Origin of the sequence: Thermus arciformis (assembly GCF_900102145.1) — a bacterium.
GTDB lineage: Bacteria > Deinococcota > Deinococci > Deinococcales > Thermaceae > Thermus > Thermus arciformis.
Window position 1 is genome coordinate 25,234 of record NZ_FNBC01000018.1, and the last position, 21,122, is coordinate 46,355.

Consider the following 21,122-nt stretch of genomic DNA (forward strand, 5'->3'; position numbering starts at 1 on the left):
TGGGATGAACGCAAAAGGCATAGCGCTGGTGGTGGCTCTCGTGGGAATGATGGCGGTCCTCGCCTTCTCCCTGGCCATGGTGCAAAGCGCCCTAGGCAACCTTAAGACCGGGGGTGACCTCCTAAACCGGGCCCAGGCCCGCCAGCGGGCGGAAGCGGGCGTGGACCACGCCCTGGCCTACCTCCACGGCAAAACGGCCTTAAGCGCACCCCAAACCCTCCCCGGCCAAGGCTACCAGGTTTCCCTGACCCCCCAGGGGGCCCAGGGGAACGAGATCCGGGTGGAAAGCCAGGGGCAGATGGGCCTCGCCCGGCACACCGCCGTGGCCGTGGTGCGCCTCCAGAGCGTTCCCACTCAGGCGCAAAACCCCCTGTTTGGCCAGGGATGGATTAGCGGCGGGCGCATCACTATCAACGGGGGGGTGGACCTCTGGGGAAGCCGGCTCCACGCCGACCAAGGCTACGCCAACCTCTCGGGCCAGATCCGGGTGTGCGACGAGGACGGAAGTAACTGCCGCGGGATTAACCAGGTCAACCCGCCGCCCATCACGGGGGGACAAGGGGTAACGGGCACCCAGTGCAATGCGAGCGGGAACAACAGGGTGGTCTGCAACGGCTCCACGCCCAGGTACCAGGTCTGCCCGGTGTACCAGACCCCCTCCGACCCCAACCTTACGTGCCTGGACGCCGTCACGGGCAGAGCCGTGCGCTGGGACCAGGCGACCCGCATCCAAAGACCCGACGTGGACGCGATCAGCCAAGGGAGCCTAGGGGTCCGCGTTACAAGCCCCTTTCAGGACGCCCAAACCAAAGGCTTTTGCCAGTACACCCTCACCTCTTTGGACCCCGGTCAGGCGGGCGAGCTGTTGGCCTTCCTCACCAGCAAGGGGATCACGCCCAACACCAGCAACGTCAACGCCCTTCTGGCCCAAGCCCTTCCCCTCTTCTCCGGAAGCAGGGTCTGCGTCCAGGGGAACGTCACCCTTCCCAACAACACCACGCTCCGCGACGTGACCTTCTACGTGGGGGGCACCTTCCAGGTGAACGGCGCCGCCACCCTGGAAAGGGTCAAGGTGGCGGCCCAGGGTGGGCTGAACCTGGGAAACGTGCAGGCCACGGACAGCAAGTTCTTCGCGAACGGCACCGTCAACCTCAACAACGACGCCACCTTCAAGGGGGACTCCACCCTCGCCTCCCGGCAGTCCCTCAACTTTAACGGCGGGGCCGACCTGCTGAACAACCGCGCCCTCCTAGTGGTGAGCGAGGGGGACATCACCTTCAACGGCCGGGCGGACACCCACGCCTTCATGTGGGCGGGGGGGACCATCACCTTCAACGGTACCGGAGCCTTTATCGGCGGAGCGGTGAGCCTCGGGGGCACCATCCGAAACGGCGGGGGGCAGTTCTACATCCAAAACTCCAACGCCCTCAACAGCGACCTGCCCAACACCCAGACCGACAGCGCCCCCCGGCCCGTGGTCCTGAGCCGGAGGTGATCCCCAGGCCCGCCCTAGGCGGTGGGGTGGGCCTGGCCTTCACACCGCTTTCACACCCTTCCCCCATCCTGAGGATGACCCCCCAAAAGGGGGGGTTGACAAGGGCAAGGGGCGAGCGAGAGAATGGCCCCAGAAGGGAGGTGAGAAAGGGCTAAGAGAGGTTGAAGCAAGGCTGGGTAGGAGGTAGGCAAGTCGGCTTCAGGCACTCATGGCCGCGCGATACATATAGGCGCGGGAAACCTTAGGAGGAAAAGAAGTATGCGGAACGCGAAAGGCTTCACCCTGATTGAGCTTCTGATCGTCATCGTCATCATCGCCATCCTTGCGGCTGTGCTGATCCCCAACCTTCTTAACGCTAGGAAGCGGGCGAACGACACGGCTGCGGTGGCCTACACGCGCAACGTGGCTACTGAAATTGAGGCCACTCGGGACCCCGCTACGGGGCAAGTTACGGCCACAACGTGCCCTACCTCGGTTACCAAGCCTGCCGTAGTGCAAAACTGCACCGTAACGGCTACTGACAACAACAACAATTTCCAAGTCGAAGTCACCTACTCGGGTGGGTCAAAAACTAAGGTGACTTACGACAGCTCCACGGGACAGCTGACCTTCCAGTAGACTGAAAGGGCTAAACAGGTTGGGATCGGATATATCCGATCCCAACCTGTTTAAGGAGAAAATAACTTATGCGCCTAGGCTTCACGTTAGTGGAGCTTCTCATTGTCCTCATCTTTCTGGGCATTTTCATAACTTTCTCCTACTCACCCGTAGCCAGCACTTACAAAAAGGCCCATCTCCTAGCTGGGCAAAGCTACGTCCGGAACGTGGCCCTAGCCCTAGAAGCTCAGCGCGACCCTTCCACGGGAGCCCTCCCCACCCATCTCACCGATTGCCTAAGCGGCTTTGGCCAGCGCCCAAGCACAGTAAAGGAGTGCACTATCACCTACCTTGACTCCCAAGACTACGTCATTGAAGCTTCGCTGGAAGGGGCGGATTTGAAGAAGGTGATCTACAAAAGCTCGGACGGAACGCTCGTAAGCCTTCCCTAGCCACCCAGCAGCGCTAAGCCTGGCCAGGAAAGAGGGGCGCTGTACTCCCCACGCCCCCAACCTGTGCTACCTTGAGGGCAATGACCACGGAGGAACGCCTCTACAAGCTGGAGGGGATCGTGGAGGGGGTCATGGCCACCCTCCCGGGCCAGGTGGCCTCTCTGGAGGGGCGGGTGGACCTCCTCCGCCAGGAGGTCAAGGCGGAGATCGGGGCTCTGCGCCGGGAGGTGGAGGAAAAGCTCAACGGCCTCCGCCAGGAAGTTAAGGCAGAGATCCAAAGCCTGCGGCAGGAGATGGCGGGCCTCCGCCAGGAGGTGAAGGCGGAGATCAACACCGCCTTCAACAAGCTCATGCTCTACTTCACCGCCCTGGCGGCGGCCCTGGCCGTCCTCACCTTCCTCCGCTGAACCCCCGGGCGGCGCAGGGGGTGGCCGTTCTGCCTTGAGGCGAGGCGACCTCTCGGGCCCTCCTTAGTGTTACAGTGAGGTAAGCTATGTCCTCCCGGCTCCCTCTTCTCTCCCCTGACCTGGCGGAGGTCTGCCAGCGGTACGGGGTCCGGCGCCTCCTCCTCTTTGGTTCCTTTGCCCGGGGCGAGGCCGATGAGGAAAGCGACGTGGACCTCCTGGTGGAGTTCTTTCCCGGTCGCACCCCGGGCCTGGGCTTCGCCAGGCTTCAGGAGGAGCTCACCCGCCTTTTCGGGCGCAGGGTGGACCTCCATACCCTGGGGAGCCTGAGCCCTTACCTCCGGGAAGAGGTCCTAAGGGAGGCCCGCCCCATACATGAGGCGGCGTAGCCTTTCCGACCGCGTCCGGCTCCTTCACATGCGGGACGCTTGTAGGCGTCTCAAATCCCCACCCCTTCGTAGATCGCCTCTAGAGGGAACCGGGCTTCCAGGCAAGGCCCCTCCACCTCCCCTTCCCCCTCCCACAAGCGGTAGAGCCAACCCTCCCCCTGGCGGAAGTAGCCCTCCACCCGCCTCTCCCGGGAGTCCACCAGGAGGTAGCCCTGGAGGCTCGGGATCTCCCGGTAGCGCCAGAGCTTCTCCCTTCGGTCTATGGCCTCGGTGGCCTCGGACACCACCTCCACCACCAGGCAGGGGGCCTCCTCGTAGTGGGTGTGGGGCGGAACCCCTTGGCAGACCACCATGAGGTCGGGGTAGTAGAAGGTCCTGGCAGAGACCCGTAGCTTCACCGTCTCGGTGTAGATGCGGCAGCCCTTGGCCAAGGCGCCAGGCCTGAGGAGGGCGTAGAGGTTGCCCACGGTGCGGTTGTGGGCAAGGCTTGCCCCCGCCATGGCGTAGGGCACGCCCTCAAAGAGCTCGTGGCGCACGGGGGACTTTTCCTCCAGGGCCAAGTAGGCCTCGGCGTCCAGAAGCTCCAGCGTCCTTGCCGCCTCGCCCATAGGGCCATTTTAGTCCACGCTGAAGTAGCGGGCCTCGGGGTGGTGGACCACGAGGGCGCTGGTGGCGTGCTCGGGCTCCAGCTGGAAGTTCTCCGTGAGGCGCACCCCCACCCGGTGGAAGCCCATGAGCCGGTCCAGCTTGGCCTGGTCGGCGAGGTCGGGGCAGGCGGGGTAGCCGAAGGAGTAGCGGGCCCCCTGGTAGCCCTGCTGGAAGAGCTTCTGGACCTCGGTGGCGTCCTTGTGGGCGATGCCCCACATCTGCCGCATCCTCTTGTGCCAGTACTCCGCCAAGGCCTCGGTCATCTCCACGCTGAAGCCGTGGACGAAGAGGTAGTCCTGGTAGGCCCCGGACGCGAAGAGGGCCTGGGCCTTTCGGGAAGGGGCCTCCCCCATGGTGACGAGCTGGACCCCGAGGACGTCCCGGGCCCCCGCCCGGAAGGCCTCCTTGGGCATCCAGTCCGCCTCGTCCCCCAAAGGGGCGGCGAAGCGGGGGCGGAAGTAGTCCACGAGGCTCAGGCCCCCGCCCCTTTGCCGAGGGAAGCGGAAGCGTTCCAGCACCTCCCCCGTCTCCGGGGAGAAGACGAGAAGCTCTTCCCCCTCCCGGGCCACGGGGAAGAAGCCGTAGAGGACCTTGGGCTCAAGCCACCCTTCCGCCATCGCTTCATTAAGGAGCCTCCGGAAGACGGGCTCCGCCTCCCGCTCCACCAGGGCCTGCCACGCCTCCCGGTCCATCCCCTTGCGGCTATAGCCCCACTGGCCCCGGTAGAGGGCGAGCTTGTTGACGTAGTGGGCGATGGTGGCGAGGTCCAGCCCCTCCTCCACCCGCACGCCGAAGAAGGGGGGCCGGGGGACGGCGGGGACCTCCCCCACGGGCCGGGGGCGGGGCGCCGCCTTGGGGGCCTCCCTCTTGGGCCTTTGGGGGGGCTTTTGGGTAAGCTCGGGAGGGGCGTGGCCCGTGAGCTCCTCCATGAGCCTCAGGCCCTCAAAGGCGTCCTCGGCGTAGTAGACGTTGGGGTAGATGGCCCTTAGCTCCTCCACGTAGCTTCGGGTGAGGGCGGCCCCGCCCAGGATCACGGGGAGGGTGTAGCCCCTATCCCGCATGTACTCCAGGTTCTCCTTCATCACCAGGGTGCTCTTCACCAGGAGGCCCGACATGCCCACGGCGTGGGGCTTGTGGGCCTCCACGGCCTTCAGGATCTCCTCAATGGGCACCTTGATCCCCAGGTTCACCACCCGGTAGCCGTTGTTGCTGAGGATGATGTCCACCAGGTTCTTGCCGATGTCGTGCACGTCCCCTTTGACGGTGGCGAGGACCAGGGTGCCCTTGCCCTCCCCCTTCTTCTCCATGTGGGGCTCGAGGTAGGCCACCGCCCGCTTCATCACCTCGGCGGCCTGGAGGACGAAGGGAAGCTGCATCTTCCCCGCCCCGAAGAGCTCCCCCACCTCCTTCATCCCCGCGAGGAGGGGGCCGTTGATGAGGTCCAAGGGCTTGTGCCCCGCCTTCAGGGCCTCCTCCAGGTCGGCCTCGAGGCCCCCCTTCCTCCCCTCCACCACCCGGCGCTTGAGCCTCTCCAGAAGGGGCAGGGCCAGGAAGGCGTCCTCCTTCTGGGCGGGGTCTTCCTTGTGGGCCTCAAAGTAGGCCATGAAGGCGAGGAGGGGGTCAAAGCCCTCCTTGCGGCGGTCGTAGATGAGGTCTAAGGCGAGGGCGTAGGCCTCCTCGGGGATCTGGCTTATGGGAAGGATCTTCCCCGCGTCCACGATGGCCGCGGTGAGGCCCCTTTTCCTCGCCTCGTCCAGGAAGACGGAGTTGAGAACGCGCCTGGCCCGGGGCTTGAGCCCGAAGGAGACGTTGGAGACCCCGAGGATGAAGCCCACCCCGGGAAGCCTCTCCCGTAGCTCCTCTAGGGCGAAGAGGGTCTCCTTGGCGAGAGGGCGGCTTTCCTCGTCCCCTTGGGTGATGGGAAAGGTGAGGAGGTCAAAGAGGAGGTCCTCGGGGCGGAAGCCGTGGTGCTCCGTGAGGCGCTCGTACATCCTCAGGGCCACCCGCACCTTCTCCTTGTGGGTCTTGGCCATCCCCCTCTCGTCAATGGCGAGGACCACGAGGGCCGCCCCGTGGGCCTTGGCCAGGGAGGCCACCCGGTCAAAGCGCTCTAGGCCGTCCTCGAGGTTGGCGGAGTTCAGGAGAACCCGGCCCGGGAGGTGCTTGAGGGCGAGCTCCATGGCCTCAGGGGAGGTGGAGTCCACCATGACGGGGACGGTGACGGCGGTGGCGAGGCTAGGAAGGAGCCACCGGAGGTCCTCAAGCTCGTCCCGCCCCGTCCAGGCCACGGAGAGGTCCAGGGCGTGGGCCCCCTCCTCCACCTGCTCCCGGGCGAGGGCGAGGAGGCCCTCGAGGTCGCGGGCGAAGAGCATCTCCCGGAAGCGCTTGCTCCCCGTGGCGTTGAGCCTCTCCCCCACGAGGAAAAGGCTCGCCTCTTGCCTCAGGGGCACCGCCTGGTACAAGGAGGCCACCTGGGGAGGGAAGCTTTCGGGCCTTGGCCTCGGGGTGAGCCCCTTCACCGCCTCGGCCACCTTTCGGATGTGCTCAGGGCCCGTGCCGCAGCACCCCCCCACGGCGTTCACCCCGTAGTCCAGGACGAACTTGGTGTGCCACTTGGCGAGCTCCTCGGGGGTGAGGTCGTAGACCACCCTCCCCCCCTCGTTCCGGGGGAGGCCCGCGTTGGGGAGGCAGGCGACGAAGCGGGTGCTGTGCTCGGCGAAGTAGCGCACCTTGCTGTCCATGAGGTCGGGGCCCGTGGCGCAGTTCATCCCCACCACGTCTATGGGGAGGCTCTCCAGGGCGGCCAGGGCCGCCTGCTCGTCCGTGCCCACGAGCATCGTCCCCGTGGCCTCAAAGGTCACCTGGACCTGGAGGGGCACCTCCCGGCCCACCTCGGCCATGGCCTCCCGCACCGCCAAGACGGCGCAGCGCACCTGGAGGATGTCCTGGGCGGTCTCCAGGAGGATGAGGTCCACCCCGCCCCTAAGGAGCCCCCGGGCCGCCTCCTTGTAGGCCCGGTGGAGCTCGTCCCAGGAGATCTGGCCCAGGGAGACGAGCTTGGTGCCCGGGCCCAAGGCCCCGGCCACGAAGGCCCCGTAGGGGTCGGCGGCCTCCCGGGCGATCTTGGCCCCGAGGAAGGCGAGCTCCTCCGCCTCCTCGCCAAGGCCGTACTCGGCGAGGACGTGGCGCAGGACCCCGAAGGTGTTGGTCTCTATGACCTCGGCCCCGGCCTCGAGGTAGGCGAGGTGGATCTCCCGCACCACCTCGGGCCGGGTGCGGTTCAGGACCTCGGGGCAGCCGAAGTAGGCCTCCCCGCCGTAGTCCTCGGGGGTGAGGTCCCTTTTCTGGAGCTCGGTGCCCATGGCCCCGTCAAAGACCAGGGGCCTCTCCAGGAGGGCCTGGAGGTAGGGAAACTTCTTCGCCCGGGCCTCCTTGTTGTAGCCGAGGCACACCAAGGGGGCGTCCCCCCAGCCCGCCCCCCCCAGGTGGTGGCGGCAGCCGGGGCTACAGGTGTGGACCTCCACCATATCCCGCTAGTGTAGCGAAAAGGAGGGGGCTATGCTAGGCCCATGGACCCCTTCGGCATCCTCTACACCGACCTCTACCAGCTCACCATGGGCCAGGTCTACTTCCGCCTAGGCCTCCACGAGAAGGAGGCCCTCTTTGAGGCCTTCTACCGGAAAAACCCGGACTACGGGGCCCACCAGGCGGGCTACACCGTCTTCGCCGGGCTGGACCCCCTCCTAAGCTGGATGGAGGGGGCCCGCTTCGGTGAGGAGGAGCTTGCCGCCCTCCGCAGCCTAAAGGGCCGCTCGGGGAAGCCCCTCTTCGCCGAGGACTACCTCCGCTACCTCAAGGCGATGGAGGGGTTTTCCGGCCTCACCCTAAGGGCCCTCCCCGAGGGGCGGGTGGCCCACCCCCAGGTGCCCCTGGTGAGCGTGGAAGGCCCCCTCCTCCAGGCCCAGCTCCTGGAGACCGCCCTCTTGAACCGCCTGAACTACGAGACCCTCATCGCCACCAAGGCGAGCCGGGTGCGGGAGGCGGCGGGGGAGGCTGTGGTCTTGGAGTTTGGCCTCCGCCGCGCCCCGGCCAAGGGCGGGGAGAGCGCCACCCGGGCGAGCCTCATCGGGGGGGCGAACCGGAGTAGCGCCGTGAGCCTCTCCCACCTCCTGGGCCTTCCCGCCTCGGGCACCCACGCCCACAGCCTGGTCCAGGCCTTCATGGCCCTGGGCTACGGCGAGGAGGACGCCTTCCGGGCCTTCGCCGAGGTCTTCCCCGACGACACCATCCTCCTTTTGGACACCGTGGACACCCTCCACTCGGGGCTTCCCCACGCCATCCGGGTCTTTGAGGAGCTTAGGCGCAAGGGGCATAGGCCCGTGGGGGTGCGCATAGACTCCGGGGACCTGGCCTACCTCGCCATCCAGGTGGCCAGGGAGCTGGACAAGGCGGGGTTCCCCGAGGTCCTGATCGTCCTCTCCGGGGACCTGGACGAGCTCGTCATCTGGCAGATCAAAAGCCAGGTCCTGGAGGAGGCCCCCCGCTACGGGGTGGACCCCGAAGGCCTCCTCAAGCGCCTGGTCTACGGGGTGGGCACCAAGATGGTGGTCTCCTGGGGCGCCCCGGCCTTGGGCGGGGTCTACAAGCTGGTGGCGGTGCGGGAGGACGGCACCTGGGCCCCGGCCATCAAGATCTCCGACTCTCTGGAAAAAGTCTTAAACCCTGGGCACAAGAAGGTCTTTCGGGTCTACGATGGCCGGGGCCTCGCCACCGCCGACCTCCTCGCCACCCACGAGGAGGAGGTGCGGGAGGACCAGGCGCTTTGCCTCCGCCACCCCACGGACCCCACCAAAAGGCGCACCTTGAGGCCGGGGGAGTTCCGCTTAGAACCCCTCCTGGAGGAGGTCTACCGGGGAAGGAGGCTCTTTCCCCCCCTCCCCCTGGAAGCCCTAAGGAAGCGCCGGGACCGGGACGTGGCCCTCCTGGACCCCGGGGTGCGCCGCCTCGTGAACCCCCACGTCTACCACGTCTCCCTCACGGAGAGGCTTTTCGCCCTGAAGGAGGAGCTGGTGCGGCGGCTTGGGGGCTAAGTACCCCGCTCTGGCTTGCGCCAGAGCGGGGGCCCAAAAGAGCCTTCGCAAAGCCCTACTTCCGGCGTCCCATGTGGCGAAATCAAGGTGCGGCCCCTCAGGAGGCCTGCTTGAGCCGCGCCTCCTCCAGGGCCTTCAGGGGGTGGTCCAGGTGGGGGAGGTCAAAGACGATCTCCTTCACCCCGCTCCCCGGAGCCTCAAACATCAGGTCCACCATGGCCTTCTCCAGGATGGCCCTGAGGCCCCGCGCCCCCGTGCCCCGCTTGAGGGCCCGCCTCGCCACCTCCTTGAGGGCCGCCTGGGTGAAGCGGAGCTCCATCCCCTCCATGCGGAAAAGCTCCTGGTACTGCCTCACCAAAGCGTTCTTGGGCTCGGTGAGGATGCGCACCAGGTCGTCCTCGGTGAGGGGATGGAGCTGGACGATGAGGGGGGCCCGGCCCACGAACTCGGGGATCATGCCGAACTTGATGAGGTCCTCGGGGATGACCTCCAGGGGCTCCTCCCGCTCCTTCCGCCCCCCGGTGAAGCCGATGGCCGTCTGGCCCACCCGGGCCTTGACGATGTTCTCCAGCCCCTCAAAGGCCCCGCCCAGGATGAAGAGGATGTTCTTGGTGTTCACCGGGATGAACTCCTGGTGGGGGTGCTTCCTCCCCCCCTGGGGCGGGACGTTGGCGATGGTCCCCTCAATGATCTTGAGGAGGGCCTGCTGCACCCCTTCCCCGGAGACGTCCCGGGTGAGGGAGGGGTTTTCCGACTTGCGGGCGATCTTGTCAATCTCGTCAATGTAGACGATGCCCATCTCCGCCCGCTCCACGTCAAAGTCGGCGTTCTGGAGGAGGCGGAGGAGGACGTTCTCCACGTCCTCGCCCACGTACCCGGCCTCGGTGAGGGTGGTGGCATCGGCGATGGCGAAGGGCACCTCCAGGAAGCGGGCCAGGGTCTCGGCGAGGAGGGTCTTGCCCGTGCCCGTGGGGCCGATGAGGAGGATGTTGGCCTTGCCGATCTCCGCCTCGGGGTGGAGGAGGCGCTTGTAGTGGTTGTAGACGGCCACGCTTAGGGCGCGCTTGGCCGCCTCCTGCCCCACCACGTACTGGTCCAGGTGGGCCTTGATCTCCTGGGGCCGGGGGAGGCGGCTCGGCCCCTTGGGGGCGCGGCGCCCCTCCTGGGCCAGGAGCTCCTGGGCCCTTTCCACGCAGTCCTCGCAGATGTAGACGTCCTCAATGGGGCTTTCCAGAAGCCGCCCCGTCTCGGGGGGGCGGAGGCCACAGAAGCTGCAGTGGGGCCTAGGCCTCTTCACGGGTCACCACCTGGTCAATGAGGCCGTACTCCAGGGCCTCCTGGGCCGAGAGGTAGTAGTCGCGGTCCGTGTCCTTCTCCACCTTCTCCAGGGGCTGGCCGGTGTGCTTGGCCAGGATCTCGTTGAGGAGCTTCTTGGCCTTCAGGATCTCCTGGGCCTGGATGGCGATGTCGCTCGCCGTGCCCCGGGCCCCGCCCCAGGGCTGGTGGATCATCACCTTGGAGTGGGGCAGGGCGTAGCGGCGGCCCTTCTCCCCCGCCGCCAGGATCACCGCCGCCATGCTGGCCGCCATGCCGATGACGATGGTGGAAACCGGGGCCCGGACGAACTGCATGGTGTCGTAGATGGCGAGGCCCGCGTCCACCTCCCCCCCGGGGGAGTTGATGTAGAGCTTGATCTCCTGGTTGGGGTTTTGCGCGTCCAGGAAGAGGAGCTGGGCCACGATGGTGTTGGCCACCTGGGCGTCTATGGGGGTGCCGAGGAAGATGATGCGGTCTTTGAGGAGGCGGGAGTAGATGTCGTAGACCCGCTCCCCGCGGGCGGTCTGCTCAATGACGTACGGGATCACCATACCGTTCCCCATTGTAGCGGCAAGCCCAGGAGGAAAACCCCCCTGGGCCACCATGGGCGCCTTCAGGCGAGTTCCGCCAGGGCCATGCGCAAGGCCTTGTCCTGGAGGTAGGCGGCCCTAAGCCGCTCCAGGCCTCTTTCCCCGAACTCCCGCCTGAGCTCGGGGAGGGTGAGGCCGTAGGAGCGGGCCACCGCCTGGAGGTAGGCCTGCCACTCCTCCTCGGTGAGCTCGGGGCGAAGCTCCTCGGCGAGCCGCTCCTTGGCCAAGGAGCGGCGCACCCGCTTCAGGGCCTCCTGGCGGAGCTCCTCCTGGAACTTCTCAAACTCGCCCTTCTTCTTGAGGGCCTCGAGGTAGGCCTCGAGGCCGATCCCCTGCCGGTAGAGGTCCTCGGCCAGGTGCTCCAGGAGGTGGCGCTCCTCCGCCTCCACCATGGAAGGGGGGATGTCCGCCTCCAGGCCCTCGGCGAGCTTCTCCAGGAAGGCCCGCTCCCTGGCCTCCTGGTGCTGGGCCTCCGCCTGGCGCTTGAGGCTTTCCCGGACCTTGGCCTTGAGGTCCTCGAGGCTTTCCGCCTCCAGGGTCTTGGCGAACTCCTCGTCCAGCTCGGGAAGCTCCAGGGTCTTGACCTCCAGGACCTCGGTGCGCACCTCCCGTACCTTCTCGCCCTTGTCGTTTAAGACGGGGACCATGACCACGTCCCCCGCCCGCTTGCCCAAAAGGGCCTCCCGCACGTGGGGCAGGGCCTTGGAAAGGTCAATGGGGAACTCCGCCCCCTCCCCCGTGCGCACGAAGACGTGGTCCCCCTCCCGCGCCTCCCGGTCCACGGGGACGAGCTCGGCGTAGCGCTGGCGAAGCTCCTCCAGGGCCCTTTCCACCATCTCCTCGGTGACCTCGGGAGGGGAGACCTCCAGGGCGAAGCCCCGCCAGTCGGGGAGCTTCACCTCGGGGTAGTTCTCCACCTCGGCCACGTAGCGGAAGCCCTCCCCCTCCTTAAGCTCCTCCTCCACCACCCGGGCGGCCACGGGGAGAAGCCCGAGCTCCCGCACCGCCTCGGGGTAGGTCTCCTCCACCAGGCGCTCCTTGAGGTCGGCGAGGAGCTCCTCCCGGCCCAGGCGGGCCTCCACCACCTTCAAGGGCACCTTGCCAGGGCGGAAGCCGGGAATCCGCACCCGCCGGGCCAGGTCCTTCAACATGGCCTGGTAGCTCGCCTCCACCTTCTCCGCCGGGACCTCTACCCGGACCTTCACCCGATAACCGGAACGCTCCAGGATCTCCGCCACGCCTCACCTCGCCAAAGGGGGGGCCCCGCCCGGCTGGTGCGAGGAGCGGGACTTGAACCCGCACGGGTTGCCCCACCGGATCCTAAGTCCGGCGCGTCTACCGGTTCCGCCATCCTCGCAAGGGAGGGCGAGGCCCCCCTTTAAAATACCACCCCGTTCGGGGTGGCGGGATTGGGGTGAGCGATGGGACTTGAACCCACGACCCCCGGATCCACAGTCCGGTGCTCTAACCAGCTGAGCTACGCTCACCACGCTCAGCATCCGCCATTCTAAGGGGCTATTTCCCCTTCGTCAAGGCCTCGAGGCCGCCCTCCAGGCTCATGGCCTCGTAGCCCTCGGCCTCGAGGTAGAGGGCGGCCACCTGGCTCAGGAGGCCCTTTTCGCAGACCAGAAGGAGGGGAACCCTGGGAAGGCCGTGCTCTCCCTTTTGGATCTTCTCCAAGGGAACCCAGAGGGCGGGGAAGGGCAAAGGGGTCTTCCGCTTCTCCTCGGGGCGGACGTCCACCACCTGCACCCCGGAGGCCAGGAGGGCGGGGAGCTCCTCGGGAGGGACCTTGCGCATAGAAAAGAGTATAGCGCGGGGGGTGGGGAGCCTGGCGCAAGATTATGCATGTTCTCCCGGAGCTTCTCGCATAACTTCGCCAAAGCGCCTTGGCGTCCTCCCGGTTTTGTGCTAAGCTCATCCCCCGGGTACGCGATGCCGCCGAGAAAAGACCTGAAAAAAATCCTCATCATCGGTTCCGGGCCCATCACCATCGGCCAGGCGGCCGAGTTTGACTACTCGGGCACCCAGGCGGTGAAGGCCCTGAGGGGGGCGGGGTACGAGGTGGTCCTGGTGAACTCCAACCCCGCCACCATCATGACCGACCCGGAGCTTGCGGAAAGCACCTACATAGAGCCCCTCACCCTGGAGTACCTGGAAGCCGTCCTGGCCAAGGAGGCCCCGGACGCCCTCCTCCCCACCTTAGGGGGGCAGACGGGCCTCAACCTGGCCATGGCCCTCTACGAGGAGGGCATCCTGCAAAAGTATGGCGTGGAGCTCATCGGGGCCAAGGCGGAGGCCATAAGGAAGGGAGAGGACCGGGAAGAGTTCCAGAAGGCCATGCGGAGGATCGGCCTCGAGGTGCCCCGGGGGCAAATGGTGGGGAGCGTGGAGGAGGGCCTCCACTTCGCCCGGGAGGTGGGCTACCCCGTGGTGGTCCGCCCCTCTTTCACCCTGGGGGGCACGGGGGGCGGCGTCGCCAGGAGCGAGGCCGAGCTCAAGGAGGTGCTCGGGCGGGGCCTCACCCTCTCCCCCGTCCACACCGCCCTCGTGGAGGAGTCGGTCCTGGGCTGGAAGGAGTTTGAGCTGGAGGTGATGCGGGACCACGCCGACACCGTGGTGGTCATCACCAGCATTGAGAACCTGGACCCCATGGGGGTCCACACCGGGGACTCCATCACCGTGGCCCCCGCCCAGACCCTCTCCGACGTGGAGTACCAGAGGATGCGGGACGCCGCCAAGGCGGTGATCCGGGAGATCGGGGTGGAGACGGGGGGGTCCAACATCCAGTTCGCCGTGGACCCGAGGACGGGCCGGATGGTGGTCATTGAGATGAACCCCCGGGTCTCCCGCTCAAGCGCCTTAGCCTCCAAGGCCACGGGCTTCCCCATCGCCAAGATCGCCGCCCTCCTCGCGGTGGGCTACCGCCTGGACGAGCTCCCGAACGACATCACCCGCAAGACCCCGGCCTCCTTTGAGCCCACCATTGACTACGTGGTGGTGAAGATCCCCCGCTTCGCCTTTGAGAAGTTCCAGGACCTCCCGAACACCCTGGGAGGGCTAAGGGACGAGCTTTCCACCCAGATGAAAAGCGTGGGGGAGGTGATGGCCATGGGCCGCACCTTCAAGGAGGCGCTCATGAAGGCCCTGAGGGGCCTGGAGCGGGACGTAAAGGCCCTCGCCGGGGTGAGGACGGAGGCGTTGGAGAAGAAGCTTTACCCCAACCCCGACCGCATCTACGCCGTCATGGAGCTCCTTAGGCGGGGGATGCCCGTGGAGGAGCTCTACCAGGCCACCCGGATAGACCCCTGGTTCCTCCACCAGATGAAGGAGATCGCCGAGGCCGAGGCCTGGCTCAAGGGCCACCCCCCCAAGGACCGGGAGGACTTTCGCTTCTACAAGGCCCTGGGCCTTCCCGACCGGAGGATCGGGGAGCTTTTGGGGAAGGGAGAGAAGGAGGTGCGGGCCGAGAGGAAGGCCCTGGGGGTGGCGCCCGTCTACAAGACCGTGGACACCTGCGCCGCCGAGTTTGAGGCCTACACCCCCTACCACTACTCCACCTACGAGGTGGAGGACGAGGTCTGGCCCACCCCAAAGCCCAAGGTGGTGATCCTGGGCTCGGGGCCCATCAGGATCGGCCAGGGGGTGGAGTTTGACTACGCCACGGTCCACGCCGTCTGGGCCCTTAAAGAGGAGGGGTTTGAGACCATCATGGTGAACTCCAACCCCGAGACGGTCTCCACGGACTACGACACCGCCGACCGCCTCTACTTTGAACCCCTGACCCTGGAGGACGTCCTGAACCTGGTGGAGCACGAGAAGCCCCTGGGGGTCATCGCCACCTTGGGGGGCCAGACCCCCCTGAAGCTCGCCCAGGGCCTGGAGGAGGCCGGGGTCAGGCTCCTCGGCACCCCCTTTAGCGCCATCCACCAGGCGGAGGACCGCCACGCCTTCCACGCCCTCTGCCAGAGGCTCGGCATCCCCCAGCCCGAGGGCCGGGTGGCCGAGACCCCGGAGGAGGCCTTGAGGCTCGCCGAGGAGGTGGGCTACCCCCTCCTCGCCCGGCCGAGCTACGTCCTGGGGGGGCGGGCCATGCGGGTCCTTTATGGGGAAGAGGAGCTCAGGCGCTACCTGGAGGAGGTCTACGCCCCCCTGGAGGAGAAGCCCTCCATCCTCCTGGACCGCTTCCTGGAAGGGGCCACGGAGCTGGACGTGGACGCCCTCTCCGACGGGGAGGAGGTGATGATCGCCGGGGTGATGGAGCACGTGGAAAGGGCCGGGGTCCACTCCGGGGACTCGGCCACCCTCCTTCCCCCCGTCCACGTCCCCGAAAGGGCCCTGGAGAAGGTCCGGGACTACACCCGGCGCCTGGCCTTGGCCCTCGGGGTGCGGGGGCTTTTGAACGTGCAGTACGCCGTCTTGGGGGAGGAGGTGTACGTCCTCGAGGCCAACCCCCGCGCCTCCCGCACGGTGCCCTTCGTCTCCAAGGCCATCGGCGTCCCCCTGGCCAAGCTCGCCGCCAAGATCGCCGTGGGGAAGACCCTGAGGGAGCTTGGGGTAAAGGACCTGGAGCCCAGGCCCCCCTACTACGCCGCCAAGGAGGTGGTCATCCCCTGGATCAAGTTCCCCGGGGTCATCCCGGTGCTGGGCCCGGAGATGCGCTCCACCGGGGAGAGCATGGGGATAGACGAGGACCCCTACCTGGCCTACTACAAGGCGGAGCTCGGGGCCGGGCAGCGGCTACCCCTCCAGGGCCGGGTGCGCTTCATCACGGAGGGGCTCCCCCCGAGGGAAGAGGCGCGGGCCGAGGAGCTCAAAGCGGCCTACAGGGAGGCGGGCTTTGACCTGGTGGAAGGGGAGTACGACCTCCTCATCGCCCCCCTTCCCCACCCCGAGCTGAGGCGGGCGGTGGAGCGGGGGCTTCCCTTCATCACCACCCTGGAAGGCGCCTGGTGGAGCCTAAAGGCCATCCTCCGGGCCCGGGAAGAGCCCCAAAGGGCCCTAAGCCTCCAGGAGTGGCATGGGGTGTACAATAGGCTCCAATGAAGCTCATCGTGGCCATCGTGCAGGACACGGACGCCCCCGGGCTCACCAAGGCCCTCCTGGAGCGGGGCCTCCAGTCCACCAAGCTCGCCTCCACCGGGGGGTTTTTGCGGGAGGGGAACACCACCTTGCTCATCGGCCTCGAGGACGAGCGGGTGCCCGAGGTCCTGGACCTCATCCGGGAGAAGTGCCGCACCCGCACCCGCCTGGTCACCCGGGGCCTGCCCCTCTCCGAGGCCCCCGACCCCTTCCTGGCCCAGCCCGTGGAGGTCCAGGTGGGCGGGGCCGTGGTCTTCGTCCTGCCGGTGGAAGGCTTCTTCAAGGTATGAGGGCCCTCTGGCTCCTGCCCCTTTTGGGCCTGGCCTGGGCCCAGATCGCCAGGCCCGTGGAGGCCTTCCGCCAGGCCCTAGGCCCCCTGCCCGAAGGGGCCAAGGTGGTGGAGGAGGTGCGAAACGGCCGCCTCCTGGCCCTCCGCTACCAGGGCCCCGAGAACGCCTCCTTCCTGGCCCGCCTCCTGGAGAAAGGCACGGGGATGGGCTTCTCCGGGCCCTTTTTGGACTGGTACGCCAAGAACCGGGAGGCCCTCAAGGGCCAGCGCCTCACCCTGGGGCTGGGGGAGGCCTTCCTCCTGGAGCTCGCCCTCTCCGGCTCCCTGGAGGCCCGCCTCACCCCCCGGCAGGTCCCCGAGGAGGCCTTTGGGAAGGACCGGCACGTCCTCGGGAAGAAGGGGCCTTTCCTGAGGGTCTTCTCCGACTTCCAGTGCCCCTTCTGCCAGCGCCTGGCCCGGGAGGTCCTCCCCGCCCTTAGGGCCCGGGCGGAGCGGGGGGAGGTTCGGGTGAGCTACCGCCACTTCCCCCTCGTGGAGATCCACCCCGAGGCCCTCCCCGCGGCCATAGCCAGCGAGTGCGCCGCCGAGCAGAAGGCCTTCTTCCCCTACCACGACCGCCTCATGGAGGGGCGCCTCGGGGACTACCTGGGCCTGGCCCGGGCCCTGGGCCTGGAGGAGAAGGCCTTCGCCGCCTGTCTCCAAGACCCCAAGGTCCGGGCGCGGGTGGAGGAGGAGCGGGCCTTGGCCCTGAAGCTTGGCCTCAGGGGCACCCCCACAGCCTTCGCCGGGCCCTACCTGGTGCCGAACCCCTTTGACCTGGGCCGGGTGCTGGACTACCTGGAGCTCGCCCGCTAAAGTGGCCCGATGAGCGAGGTGTTCCTGCTGAAAGACGGCAAGGGCCGGGCCTTCCTGGTCCGCCCGCGGCTCGGGGGGGTCTTCCACCACCACCGGGGGACGGTGCCCCACGAGGCCATCCTCGAGGCCGGCCCCGGGGGCGTGGTGCGCACCCACCTGGGGGAGCCCCTCTCCGTCCACCGCCCCACCCTGGAGGAGTACGTGCTCCACATGCGGCGGAGCGCCACCCCCACCTACCCCAAGGACGCGAGCGCCATGGTGGCCCTCCTGGACCTGGCCCCGGGGATGCGGGTCCTCGAGGCGGGCACGGGCTCAGGAGGGCTCACCCTCTTCCTGGCCCGGGCGGTGGGGCGGGAAGGGCTCGTGGACACCTACGAGAAGCGGCCCCACCACCTCAAGCAGGCGGTGGAGAACGTCCGCGCCTTCTGGCCGGTGGACAACGTCCGCTTCCACGAAGGAGGCCTGGAGGAGGCCGAGCTTCCCCAAGAGGCCTACCACGGGGTGGCCCTGGACCTCATGGAGCCCTGGAAGGTCCTGGAGAAGGCGGCCTCGGCCCTCATGCCGGACCGCTTCCTCGTGGCCTACCTCCCCAACGTCACCCAGGTCCTGGAGACCCTAAGGGCCGCCGAGGGGCTTCCCCTCAGGCTGGAAAGGATGCTGGAGGTGGCCTGGCGGGAGTGGGAGGTCAGGCTTCCCGTGGCCCACCCCCGCTTCCAGCAGGTGGGGCACACCGCCTTCCTCCTCGCCTTCAGGAAATGGAAGGCCTCCTGATCCACGCCGTCTTACGGGAGCTTGAGAAGGAGCTCCCCGCCCAGAACCTGGGCCTGGCCTTCCCCGAGGAGGGGACGGTGGCCGTCCTCCTCAAGGGGCGAAGCGGGCGCCTTTTCAACCTCGTCCTCCACCACCGCCCGCCCACCCCGAGCCTCGCCCTGGAGCCGGGGAGGCTTCAGGGGGAACCCAAGACCCCCTTCCAGCGCCAGCTCCAGGCCCGGGTCAAGGGGCCTTTGGTGGAGGCGAGCCAGCTCAAGCTGGACCGGGTGGCCTTCTTCCGCTTCGCCGGGGAGAAGGGCTTCGTGGACACGCCCCCCTCGGTCCTGGTCTTGGAGGCCACGGGCCGCAACGCCAACCTCCTCCTCCTGGACGAGGAAGGCCGGATCCTGGGGGTGGACCGGCCCATCACCAAGGAGGTGAACCGCTACCGGGAGCTGAGGCCGGGCCTCCCCTACACCCCCCCGCCCCCCTACGCCAAGCTGGACCCGAGGACGCTAAGGGAGGAAGACCTCCGCCCCCTCCTGGGCAGGCCCCTCAAGGAGGTGGTCCGGCACGTGGACGGGGTGGGGCAGGAGCTCATGGGGGAGCTCGCCCGGCGGGCCGGCCTCACCCCCGAGACCCCCCTGGACGAGGCGGGGCTTGGGCGGGTGTACCAGGCCCTAAAGACCCTGGTGGAGGACCCCGCCTTGCGCACCGAGCTTTCCGAGGAGCTTCGGGCCCGCTGGGCCGAGGAGGAGAAGGAGGCCTTGAGGAAACCCCTCCTCGAGGCCCTGGACCGGGAGGTCCGGACGCTTCGGGCGAGGCTTAGGGACTACCAGGAGGCCCTGGAGCGGCTGGAGGAGGCCGAGGCCCTCCGAGGGAAGGCCGACCTCCTCCTCGCCTGGCTCAAGGAGGTGCCCAAGGGGGCGGAAAAGGCGGTCCTCCAGGGCTTTGACGGGAAGCCCGTGGAGATCCCCTTAGACCCCGCCCTCTCCCCCCAGGAGAACGCCCAGAAGCTCTACCAGCGGGCGAGGCGCCTCGAGGCCCTCGCGGAAAGGGCCCTGGACCTCATCCCCCAAACCGAGGCCAAAATCCGCGAGCTGGAAGCGGAAAAGGAAAGGCTCAAGACCCTGGACCTGGAGGGCCTCCTCGCCCTCCGAAGGCCCAAGGGGGAAAAGGGCCTTAGGATCGGGCTCCGCTACACCTCCCCTTCCGGGTTTTTGGTCCTGGTGGGCCGGAACGCCAAGGAGAACGACCTCCTCACCCGCGCCGCCCACTCCGAGGACCTCTGGTTCCACGCCCAGGGGGTGCCGGGAAGCCACGTGGTCCTGAAGGCCGAGGGGAAGAACCCGCCCCTGGAGGACCTCCTCTTCGCCGCGAGGCTCGCCGCCTACCACTCCAAGGCCCGGGGGGAGAGGCAGGTGCCCGTGGACTACACCCGCAAAAAGCACGTGTGGCGGCCCAGGAAGGCCGCCCCGGGCCAGGTGCTCTACACGGGGGCCAAGACCCTCTTCGTGGAGGGCACCCTCCCCGAGGAGGCCCGGGAGGAGTAAACTCGGGCTTCGTGAGGCGCGTGATGTTCCACGCCAAGATCCACCGGGCCACCGTGACGGAGGCCGACCTCCACTACGTGGGCTCGGTGACGGTGGACCAAGAGCTCCTGGATGCGGCGGGCATCCTTCCCTACGAGCAGGTGGACATCTACGACATCACCAACGGGGCCCGGCTCACCACCTACGCCCTTCCCGGGGAAAGGGGTTCCGGGGAGGTGAAGATCAACGGGGCCGCGGCCCACCTGGTGCGGCCAGGGGACCTGGTGATCCTCGTGGCCTACGGGGTTTTTGAAGAGGAGGAGGCGAGAAGCCTCAAGCCCACCGTGGTCCTGGTGGACGAGAAAAACCGCATCCTGGAGGTGCGCAAAGGGTGAGCCGCCTCAAGCTTTACCTGGACCTCGTCCGCTTTGAGCACACCCTCTTCGCCCTCCCCTTCGCCTACGGGGGGATGCTCCTTGCGGCCGGGGGGTGGCCGGGGTGGCGCACCTTCCTCCTCGTCACCCTGGCCATGGTGGGAGCCAGGACCATGGCCATGGCCTTAAACCGCCTCATTGACTGGCGGCTGGACGCCTTAAACCCCAGGACCCAAAACCGCCACCTGCCCAGGGGGCTCGTCAAGCCCTGGGAGACCCTGGCCCTCGCCCTCTTCGGCCTCCTCCTCCTGGTCTACGCCGGGCTCCACCTCAACCCCCTCACCGCCAGGCTCCTCCCCGTGGCCGTCTTCTTCCTCGTCTTCTACAGCTACACCAAGCGCTTCACCTGGCTTTGCCACTACGTGCTGGGCCTCACCATCGGGGCGGCGGCCGCCGGGGGGTGGATCGCCGTCACGGGGAGCTTCGCCCCCACGGCCTACGCCCTTTGGACGGGGGTGGGGCTTTGGATCGCGGGGTTTGACATCCTCTACGCCACCCAGGACTACGCCTTTGACCGGGCCCATGGGGTGAAGAGCATCCCCGCCCGCTTCGGGATCCCTAAGGCCCTCTGGGTGGCCCGGGCAAGCCACCTCCTGGCCTGGCTCGCCTTCCTCTTAGCCGGGGTGGGCTACGGCGCCGGGCCCCTTTACTACCTGGGCCTCCTCCTCGTGGGGGGGCTTCTCCTCCTGGAGCACCGCCTGGTCTCCCCCGAGGACCTCTCCAAGGTGGACGTGGCCTTCTTCCAGGCGAACGTGGGGGTGAGCCTGGGGATGTTCCTCTTCATCGTGCTGGACCTCTTCGTGGCCTAAGTGGCTGCACGTTGATTTCGCAACACGGGTTGCCCCAAATAAGGCTTGGAAAGGTCCTTTTGGCCGACATTCCGCACCCCTCGTTCCTTGGCCTTAGGATTTTGGGATGGAAACCACACCCAACCTACAGGTGTACGACCTGGGCCACCTGGGCCTGGTGGCCAGCATCCTGGATCAGATAGGACTGGTACAGACCGTAGACCGGTTCGTGGGCCCAAGGCCGGGCGAAAAGGTCTCCACTGGCATGGCCCTCAAGGCCGCCATACTGAACGCCCTGGGCTTCGTCACCTCTCCCCTCTACCTCTTCGGCCACTTCTTCCAGGGCAAGCCCACCGAGCTGCTCCTGGGGCCCGGCATCACCCCCGAACTTTTGAACGACGACCGCATGG

20 protein-coding genes and 2 tRNA genes are annotated in these 21,122 nt (G+C 67.5%); 14 read left to right on the forward strand and 8 right to left on the reverse strand.

The genetic code is table 11. The annotated features are described in order from the left end of the window. Positions 1 to 4 precede the first annotated feature (4 nt). The 5 genes from BLP62_RS07655 (at position 5) to BLP62_RS07675 (ending at position 3,337) form a co-directional block, all read left to right on the forward strand. Entirely contained in the window at positions 5 to 1,495 is a 1,491-nt protein-coding gene (locus BLP62_RS07655; protein ID WP_093007424.1) for a pilus assembly PilX family protein, read from the forward strand. Positions 1,496 to 1,753: 258 nt separating this feature from the next. Further along, positions 1,754 to 2,113: a prepilin-type N-terminal cleavage/methylation domain-containing protein gene (locus BLP62_RS07660; protein WP_093007426.1), complete on the forward strand. Its 360-nt coding sequence runs from the start codon at positions 1,754 to 1,756 to the stop codon at positions 2,111 to 2,113. Positions 2,114 to 2,181: 68 nt separating this feature from the next. Continuing rightward, positions 2,182 to 2,544, forward strand: coding sequence for a prepilin-type N-terminal cleavage/methylation domain-containing protein (locus BLP62_RS07665; protein ID WP_093007427.1), 363 nt, complete (start codon positions 2,182 to 2,184; stop codon positions 2,542 to 2,544). Positions 2,545 to 2,624: 80 nt separating this feature from the next. Continuing rightward, entirely contained in the window at positions 2,625 to 2,951 is a 327-nt protein-coding gene (locus BLP62_RS07670; protein WP_093007429.1) for a DUF1640 domain-containing protein, read from the forward strand. Between the two features lie 86 nt (positions 2,952 to 3,037). Next, the gene (locus tag BLP62_RS07675) at positions 3,038 to 3,337 is read left to right on the forward strand and encodes a nucleotidyltransferase family protein (RefSeq protein ID WP_093007431.1); all 300 of its coding nucleotides are present in this window, start codon (positions 3,038 to 3,040) and stop codon (positions 3,335 to 3,337) included. Positions 3,338 to 3,387: 50 nt separating this feature from the next. Here BLP62_RS07675 and BLP62_RS07680 read toward each other — a convergent pair whose 3' ends face one another. Continuing rightward, positions 3,388 to 3,945, reverse strand: a complete 558-nt coding sequence (locus BLP62_RS07680; protein ID WP_093007433.1) for a Uma2 family endonuclease — start codon at positions 3,943 to 3,945, stop codon at positions 3,388 to 3,390. A 9-nt stretch (positions 3,946 to 3,954) separates the two neighbouring features. Then, positions 3,955 to 7,512 carry a methionine synthase gene (metH, locus tag BLP62_RS07685; RefSeq protein WP_093007435.1) on the reverse strand — a complete coding sequence of 1,186 codons (3,558 nt, stop codon included), beginning with the start codon at positions 7,510 to 7,512 and terminating at the stop codon, positions 3,955 to 3,957. 42 nt (positions 7,513 to 7,554) lie between these two features. On the opposite strand from metH, the gene BLP62_RS07690 reads away from it, so the two are divergent. Then, the gene (locus BLP62_RS07690) at positions 7,555 to 9,075 is read left to right on the forward strand and encodes a nicotinate phosphoribosyltransferase (RefSeq protein WP_093007437.1); all 1,521 of its coding nucleotides are present in this window, start codon (positions 7,555 to 7,557) and stop codon (positions 9,073 to 9,075) included. 97 nt (positions 9,076 to 9,172) lie between these two features. Here the strand turns inward: BLP62_RS07690 and clpX are convergent, their stop codons facing one another. From clpX to BLP62_RS07720, 6 genes are all read right to left on the reverse strand, one after another. Then, a complete protein-coding gene (gene clpX, locus BLP62_RS07695) occupies positions 9,173 to 10,372 on the reverse strand; it encodes an ATP-dependent Clp protease ATP-binding subunit ClpX (RefSeq protein ID WP_093007439.1) in 1,200 nt (399 codons plus the stop codon). Continuing rightward, positions 10,359 to 10,943: an ATP-dependent Clp endopeptidase proteolytic subunit ClpP gene (clpP, locus tag BLP62_RS07700; protein ID WP_093007441.1), complete on the reverse strand. Its 585-nt coding sequence runs from the start codon at positions 10,941 to 10,943 to the stop codon at positions 10,359 to 10,361. Before clpP ends, clpX begins: the two co-directional genes overlap by 14 nt. A 62-nt stretch (positions 10,944 to 11,005) precedes the next feature. Next, positions 11,006 to 12,220 carry a trigger factor gene (tig, locus tag BLP62_RS07705; RefSeq protein ID WP_093007443.1) on the reverse strand — a complete coding sequence of 405 codons (1,215 nt, stop codon included), beginning with the start codon at positions 12,218 to 12,220 and terminating at the stop codon, positions 11,006 to 11,008. Between the two features lie 34 nt (positions 12,221 to 12,254). Beyond that, a tRNA-Leu gene (locus tag BLP62_RS07710) sits at positions 12,255 to 12,339 on the reverse strand. A 53-nt stretch (positions 12,340 to 12,392) separates the two neighbouring features. Next, positions 12,393 to 12,469 (reverse strand) — tRNA-His (locus BLP62_RS07715). A 28-nt stretch (positions 12,470 to 12,497) separates the two neighbouring features. Then, complete coding sequence (locus tag BLP62_RS07720; protein ID WP_093007445.1) at positions 12,498 to 12,782, reverse strand: rhodanese-like domain-containing protein; 285 nt, start codon at positions 12,780 to 12,782, stop codon at positions 12,498 to 12,500. A gap of 135 nt (positions 12,783 to 12,917) precedes the next feature. Between BLP62_RS07720 and carB the strand changes: the two genes are divergently transcribed. From carB to BLP62_RS07760, 8 genes are all read left to right on the forward strand, one after another. Continuing rightward, positions 12,918 to 16,028: a carbamoyl-phosphate synthase large subunit gene (gene carB / locus BLP62_RS07725; RefSeq protein WP_093007447.1), complete on the forward strand. Its 3,111-nt coding sequence runs from the start codon at positions 12,918 to 12,920 to the stop codon at positions 16,026 to 16,028. Beyond that, the gene (locus BLP62_RS07730; RefSeq protein ID WP_093007449.1) at positions 16,025 to 16,354 is read left to right on the forward strand and encodes a cyclic-di-AMP receptor; all 330 of its coding nucleotides are present in this window, start codon (positions 16,025 to 16,027) and stop codon (positions 16,352 to 16,354) included. Before carB ends, BLP62_RS07730 begins: the two co-directional genes overlap by 4 nt. After that, the gene (locus BLP62_RS07735) at positions 16,351 to 17,208 is read left to right on the forward strand and encodes a DsbA family protein (protein WP_093007451.1); all 858 of its coding nucleotides are present in this window, start codon (positions 16,351 to 16,353) and stop codon (positions 17,206 to 17,208) included. The genes BLP62_RS07730 and BLP62_RS07735 overlap by 4 nt, the downstream gene beginning before the upstream one ends. Before the next feature lie 9 nt (positions 17,209 to 17,217). Next, positions 17,218 to 17,979: a tRNA (adenine-N1)-methyltransferase gene (locus BLP62_RS07740; protein ID WP_093007453.1), complete on the forward strand. Its 762-nt coding sequence runs from the start codon at positions 17,218 to 17,220 to the stop codon at positions 17,977 to 17,979. Beyond that, on the forward strand, positions 17,964 to 19,511 hold the full coding sequence (locus tag BLP62_RS07745; protein ID WP_093007455.1) for an Rqc2 family fibronectin-binding protein: 1,548 nt from the start codon (positions 17,964 to 17,966) through the stop codon (positions 19,509 to 19,511). Before BLP62_RS07740 ends, BLP62_RS07745 begins: the two co-directional genes overlap by 16 nt. Positions 19,512 to 19,534: 23 nt before the next feature. Further along, positions 19,535 to 19,885: an aspartate 1-decarboxylase gene (gene panD / locus BLP62_RS07750; RefSeq protein ID WP_093007457.1), complete on the forward strand. Its 351-nt coding sequence runs from the start codon at positions 19,535 to 19,537 to the stop codon at positions 19,883 to 19,885. Then, entirely contained in the window at positions 19,882 to 20,733 is an 852-nt protein-coding gene (gene mqnP, locus BLP62_RS07755) for a menaquinone biosynthesis prenyltransferase MqnP (RefSeq protein ID WP_093007458.1), read from the forward strand. The genes panD and mqnP overlap by 4 nt, the downstream gene beginning before the upstream one ends. A gap of 106 nt (positions 20,734 to 20,839) precedes the next feature. After that, positions 20,840 to 21,122, forward strand: a 283-nt coding sequence (locus BLP62_RS07760; protein ID WP_143004346.1) for a DUF4277 domain-containing protein, incomplete at its 3' end; no start/stop codon positions are given.

Excerpts from the sequence above, each read along its gene's own strand:
- BLP62_RS07735 (WP_093007451.1), top strand. The coding sequence starts at position 16,351 with ATGAGGGCCCTCTGGCTCCTGCCCCTTTTGGGCCTGGCCTGGGCCCAG.
- BLP62_RS07680 (WP_093007433.1), bottom strand. The coding sequence starts at position 3,945 with ATGGGCGAGGCGGCAAGGACGCTGGAGCTTCTGGACGCCGAGGCCTAC.
- metH (WP_093007435.1), bottom strand. The coding sequence starts at position 7,512 with ATGGTGGAGGTCCACACCTGTAGCCCCGGCTGCCGCCACCACCTGGGG.
- BLP62_RS07720 (WP_093007445.1), bottom strand. The coding sequence starts at position 12,782 with ATGCGCAAGGTCCCTCCCGAGGAGCTCCCCGCCCTCCTGGCCTCCGGG.
- BLP62_RS07655 (WP_093007424.1), top strand. The coding sequence starts at position 5 with ATGAACGCAAAAGGCATAGCGCTGGTGGTGGCTCTCGTGGGAATGATG.
- panD (WP_093007457.1), top strand. The coding sequence starts at position 19,535 with ATGTTCCACGCCAAGATCCACCGGGCCACCGTGACGGAGGCCGACCTC.
- clpP (WP_093007441.1), bottom strand. The coding sequence starts at position 10,943 with ATGGTGATCCCGTACGTCATTGAGCAGACCGCCCGCGGGGAGCGGGTC.
- BLP62_RS07675 (WP_093007431.1), top strand. The coding sequence starts at position 3,038 with ATGTCCTCCCGGCTCCCTCTTCTCTCCCCTGACCTGGCGGAGGTCTGC.
- BLP62_RS07660 (WP_093007426.1), top strand. The coding sequence starts at position 1,754 with ATGCGGAACGCGAAAGGCTTCACCCTGATTGAGCTTCTGATCGTCATC.
- BLP62_RS07690 (WP_093007437.1), top strand. The coding sequence starts at position 7,555 with ATGGACCCCTTCGGCATCCTCTACACCGACCTCTACCAGCTCACCATG.
- BLP62_RS07745 (WP_093007455.1), top strand. The coding sequence starts at position 17,964 with ATGGAAGGCCTCCTGATCCACGCCGTCTTACGGGAGCTTGAGAAGGAG.
- carB (WP_093007447.1), top strand. The coding sequence starts at position 12,918 with ATGCCGCCGAGAAAAGACCTGAAAAAAATCCTCATCATCGGTTCCGGG.
- BLP62_RS07730 (WP_093007449.1), top strand. The coding sequence starts at position 16,025 with ATGAAGCTCATCGTGGCCATCGTGCAGGACACGGACGCCCCCGGGCTC.
- BLP62_RS07665 (WP_093007427.1), top strand. The coding sequence starts at position 2,182 with ATGCGCCTAGGCTTCACGTTAGTGGAGCTTCTCATTGTCCTCATCTTT.
- BLP62_RS07740 (WP_093007453.1), top strand. The coding sequence starts at position 17,218 with ATGAGCGAGGTGTTCCTGCTGAAAGACGGCAAGGGCCGGGCCTTCCTG.
- BLP62_RS07670 (WP_093007429.1), top strand. The coding sequence starts at position 2,625 with ATGACCACGGAGGAACGCCTCTACAAGCTGGAGGGGATCGTGGAGGGG.